Genomic DNA, 4,809 nt, shown 5'->3' on the forward strand with positions numbered 1-4,809 from the left:
GCCGGCCTCGGCCACGCGCACGTTGGCCAGCGCGATCCAGGCCGCGCGTTCCGGCCAGCGTTCGTACGCATCCGTGCCGGACGCCACCGCGCACGCGGTGATCGCCCGGAAGCGCTCGCCATCCGGCGACACGAACAGGTCGAACCCCAGCGTCGCCGCCGGGAATTGGGACACGCGCGTCACCTGCAGCGGCGCCTGGCCTTCAACGAAGCGCGCCACCGCCGACAGCGCGACCGCGCTGCCGGTGGAGGTCTGCACGTAGAGCTGGTTGAGCGCCTGCGGGCTGGTGAGCATGCCCGGCTGGCTCTCCAGGATCACGCGATACTGCGTCGACTGGGTGAAGATGGTCGATACGATGCGCTGCCCGAACGCATTGTAGAGCGTGCTGTCGATCGCGGCCGCGCTGATCCCCAGCCGCGCCGCCACGTCGCGATTCAACTCGACGGTGACCGCGCCGCCCTGGTTATGCACGTCGGACACGGGGTTGCGCACCTCGGGCACCGATCGCAGTTCGGCCAACAGCTTCGCCGCCCACTTCTCGACCTCGGCCTGATCCGCGCCCTGCAATGCAAAGCGATAGGTGGTCGGGCCGCCTTCGGCGTCGATCGTGAGATCCTGAACCGGACGGACGTAGAGCGTCACCCCCGCCACGTCGCGCGCGCGCTGCTGCAAGCGCCGGATGAGGCTCGACTGATTGCCGCGATCTTCCTTCTCGTGCAGGTTGATGAGCATGCGCCCCTGGTTGAGCGCGACATTCTGCCCATCGACGCCCACGTTGGAGCTCAGGCTCTCTACCTCGGGGTCCGCCAGCAGCGCCTCGGCAACCTTGCCCTGAAGCTCGGACATCCGTCCGAACGACACGCCCTGCCCCGTCACCACCACCGCCTGAAGCTGGCCCGTATCCTGCTCGGGAAACAGCCCCTTCGGGATGAGCACGAACAGCGCGCCCGTCAGCATCACGCTCGCCAGGAAGACGAACATCGTCGCGCGCTGGCGCAGCAGGACCCAGTCGAGCCAGCGTGAATAACGATGCGACAGCCGGTCGAACCACTCCATCGTCAACTCGACGAAGCGCTGCTTCTTCAACTCAAGCTCGGGCTTCAGCCAGCGCGCCGAGAGCATCGGCACGAGGGTCAGCGAGACCACCGCCGAGATCAGGATCGTGATCGCCAGCGTGATCGCGAATTCGCGGAACAGGCGCCCGACCACGTCGCCCATGAACAAGAGCGGGATCAGCACCGCGACCAGGCTGGCCGTCAGCGAGATGATGGTGAAGCCGATCTCGCGGCTGCCGATCAGGGCGGCGGCGAACGGGCTCTTCCCCTCCTCGATATGGCGCGCGATATTCTCGGTCACGACGATCGCGTCATCGACCACGAAGCCCGACGCGATGGTCAGCGCCATCAGCGTGAGGTTGTTCAGGCTGAAGCCCATCAGGTGCATCACCGCGAAGGTGCCGACGATCGACAGCGGCACCGACAGGCTGGCGATCAGTGTCGCCTGGGGCGAACCCAGAAACAGGAAGATGGCGAGCGTTACGAGCACGACTGCGAACACCAGTTCGATCTGGACGTCGTGGACCGAGGTGCGGATGCCGATCGTCCGGTCGGTCAGGAGCGTGACGTGGACGTCCTCGGGCAGCGCCGCCTCGAGCGTGGGCAGGGCTGCCTTGATCGCCTCAACCGTCCCGATCACGTTCGCGCCCGGCTGGCGCTGCACGTCGAGCACGATGGCGGGCGTGCGGTTCATCCACGCGCCGATCCGCGTATTTTCCGAACTGTCGACGACGTTGGCCACGTCCGACAGGCGCACGGGCGCGCTTCCCCGATAGGCGATGATCAGGTTGCGATATTCGTCCGCGCTCGCGAGCTGATCGTTCGATTCGATCGACCAGCTGCGCGTCGGCCCGTCGAAGCTGCCTTTCGCACCGTTGACGTTGGCGGCGGTGATCGCGTTGCGGAGCTGGTCGAGCGAAAGGTTGTGCGCCGCCAGCGCCTGCACGTTCGCCTGCACGCGCACCGCCGGCCGCTGCCCGCCGGACAGGGACACCTGCCCCACGCCGGGAATCTGTGCGATCTTGTTGGCGACGCGCTGGTCGACCAGGTTCTGCACGTCGGCCAGCGTGCGCGTCGGCGACGTCACGCCCAGGCTCAGGATCGGCGCGTCGGCCGGATTGACCTTCGCGTAGATCGGCGGTGCGGGCAGGTCCGACGGCAGCAACGTGTTGGCCGCGTTGATCGCCGCCTGCACTTCCTGCTCGGCCACGTCGATCGCGAGGTCGAGGTCGAATTGCAGCGTGATGACCGACGCGCCCGCGCTCGACACCGACGACATCCGGGTCAGCCCCGCCATCTGCCCGAACTGGCGTTCGAGCGGCGCCGTCACCGTCAGGTTCATCACGTCGGGGCTCGCGCCCGGATACAATGTGCGGACCTGGATGGTCGGATAGTCGACCTGCGGCAGGGCCGCGAGCGGCAGGAACCGGTACCCGACGATCCCCGCCAGCAGGATCGCGATCATGAACAGGGTGGTGGCCACCGGCCGCGTGATGAACGGCCGCGACGGATTGACGCCTTCGGCCCCCAGCATTTCGTCCGGAGCGCCGAGACTGGTGCCGCCCTGGCTGGTCGGCGCGTCGTTCACCGGGCGTTGCCGCCGGCCTGCTGCTGCCGCCGTTCGCCGCCCTGTCCGTTCCGGGCACCTTGCCCAGCCGCCGGGGGCTGCGCGCTTTCGCCGCCGCCGAACAGCCGCCCGAAGAAGCCCTTCTCCTCCCTGCGCCGCATCTCGCGGGCCTCGCCGGGGAGGACCACCGTGGCGCCGTCCTCCAGCGAATCCGCGCCTTCGGTGATGACGGTTTCGCCGACCTTCAGTCCGTCGAGGATCGCGACCCGCGTGCCGCTGGTCGGCCCCGCCTTGATCGGACGCATCTTCACCGTCTTGTCGGCCTGCAGCACGAATACGAAATCGCCCTGCGTGCCGTGGCGGACCGCCGTCACCGGAACGGTCGCCGCGTTGCGCAGCGTATCGACCGCCAGGCTGATGTTGACGAACTGGCTGGGGAATAGCCGCCCGTCGGCATTTGCGAAGCGCGCCTTGGCCAGCACCGTGCCGGTCGCGGCGTCGATCCGGTTGTCGAAGGTCAGGAAGCGCCCCTCGCCGATCACCGTCGACCCGCCCTGATCGCGCGCCGTCACGCGCAGGCTCTCGCCCTCACCGCGCTTGGCGAGGATGCCGGGCAGATTGCCCTGCGGCACCGCGAAGCTCACGTCGATCGGGCTGGATTGCGTGATCACCGCGACGCCGTTCGCGTCGCCCGGGGTCACGTAATTGCCGAGATCGACCAGCCGCAGGCCGATCCGGCCCGAAACGGGCGCGGTGATCGACGTATATTGCAGATTGAGCCGCGCGGTGCCGACGGCGGCGCGGTCGGCCGCGACCGTGCCCTCGACTTGCTTGACCGATGCGGCTTGCGTGTCGACCTCCTGCCGCGCGATCGAATCCTGCTGCAGCAGCGTCTGGAAGCGGCGGAGGTTGGTGCGGGCAAGGTTGAGCTGCGCCTCGTCGCGTGCCAGATTGGCCTCGGCCTGCGCGAGCGCGAGCCGGTACGGGCGCGGATCGATCTGCGCGAGGAGCTGGCCCTCGCGGACATTCTGCCCCTCGGTGAAGTTGATGCTGAAGATCGTGCCCGCAAGCTGAGGCCGCACGGTCGCCGCCACCACCGGCTGGACGGTCCCGATCGCCTCGAACGACTGGGGGACGTCGGCGCCGACCACCTTGGCGATCCCGACCGTCGTCGGGGGACGGCCCCGACGCCCGCCAAAGCCGCCTTGCTCGCCCCCTCCTCGGGTGAGAAACCAGGCCAGGATGCCGACCGCGACCAAGGCCAGCACGGTCAGCAGCGCGTTGCGCCGGCTGCGCGGCGACCGTTCGATCGTCTCGACCGGCAGGGGGCTGTGTTCGTTCATGTACAGGCCTTTACGGACGGACCGGGGACGGGCGGTGGGGAGCGCTTGTGGCATCCTCCAATTCACGGGCCGCCGCAATCATATAGTATCCCCTTTACGCGCTCCCGCTGCCCATCGTCTGAACGATCTTAACCCATCCTGAAAATGCCAATTCAGGCGGAGATACGCACATATTTTGCGTAAATGCTGGGGAGGCCGCGCCACCGGCACCGCACATTCGTGACGCGCCGGAGGATCCGAGGCTATTCGGCTGCGCGAGCCTCAATCGGTGCCGGGAGCGCTTCATTGGTCTCACCGTAGCGCGCCAGCGCCTCGACCGGAGCCACGTCCTCGATCTCGCGCCCGCCGGAATCGATGTTGAGATCGCGGAATTTGCGCGCAGTCACCAATGCCCGGCTTTCGAAGCTGCTGACGAAGGCGTTGTAATTGTTGACCGCGCTCGTCAGCCCGCCGCCCACCTTGCGCAGGTCGCCGGCCGCCTTGGCCAGCCGCTCGTGCAATTCCTTGCCAAGTTCCGCGATCCGGCGCGCGTCGGTCGCCAGCCGCTCCTGCCGCCATACCGCCGCGACGGTGCGCGCGATCGCGATCAGGTTGGTCGGCGTCGCCAGCAGCACGCGCCGCTCGAACGCATAATCCCACAGCTGCGTATCGTGATCGAGGGCGGCCGACAGGAAATGCTCGCCCGGCACGAACATGACCACATAATCGGCCGTGTCGGCGAAGCGCGTCTGGTATGCTTTAGAGCCGAGCGTGTTGACATGCGCCTTCATCGCCGCCGCGTGCGACGCCAGATGGACCGCACGCTCGGCCTCGTCGACCGCGCCGAAGGCATCCTGGAAGGCGT

General features: G+C 67.9%; 3 protein-coding genes. All 3 read right to left on the reverse strand.

Annotated elements, in window-relative coordinates; genetic code table 11:
* The coding region (locus tag ACOJSF_RS11405; protein ID WP_420142318.1) for an efflux RND transporter permease subunit at positions 1-2,643 on the reverse strand (2,643 nt) is incomplete at its 3' end.
* Positions 2,640-3,965 (reverse strand): efflux RND transporter periplasmic adaptor subunit, encoded by a 1,326-nt coding sequence (locus ACOJSF_RS11410; protein ID WP_420142319.1) that lies wholly within the window; start codon positions 3,963-3,965, stop codon positions 2,640-2,642. The genes ACOJSF_RS11410 and ACOJSF_RS11405, both read right to left, overlap by 4 nt.
* Positions 3,966-4,207: 242 nt before the next feature.
* The coding region (locus tag ACOJSF_RS11415) for a DNA recombination protein RmuC (RefSeq protein WP_420142320.1) at positions 4,208-4,809 on the reverse strand (602 nt) is incomplete at its 5' end.

This window comes from Sphingomonas sp. (assembly GCF_048594985.1).
Classification (GTDB): Bacteria; Pseudomonadota; Alphaproteobacteria; order Sphingomonadales; family Sphingomonadaceae; genus Sphingomonas_I.

Coding starts and splice junctions, on each gene's coding strand:
- ACOJSF_RS11410 (WP_420142319.1), bottom strand. CDS start 3,965: ATGAACGAACACAGCCCCCTGCCGGTCGAGACGATCGAACGGTCGCCG.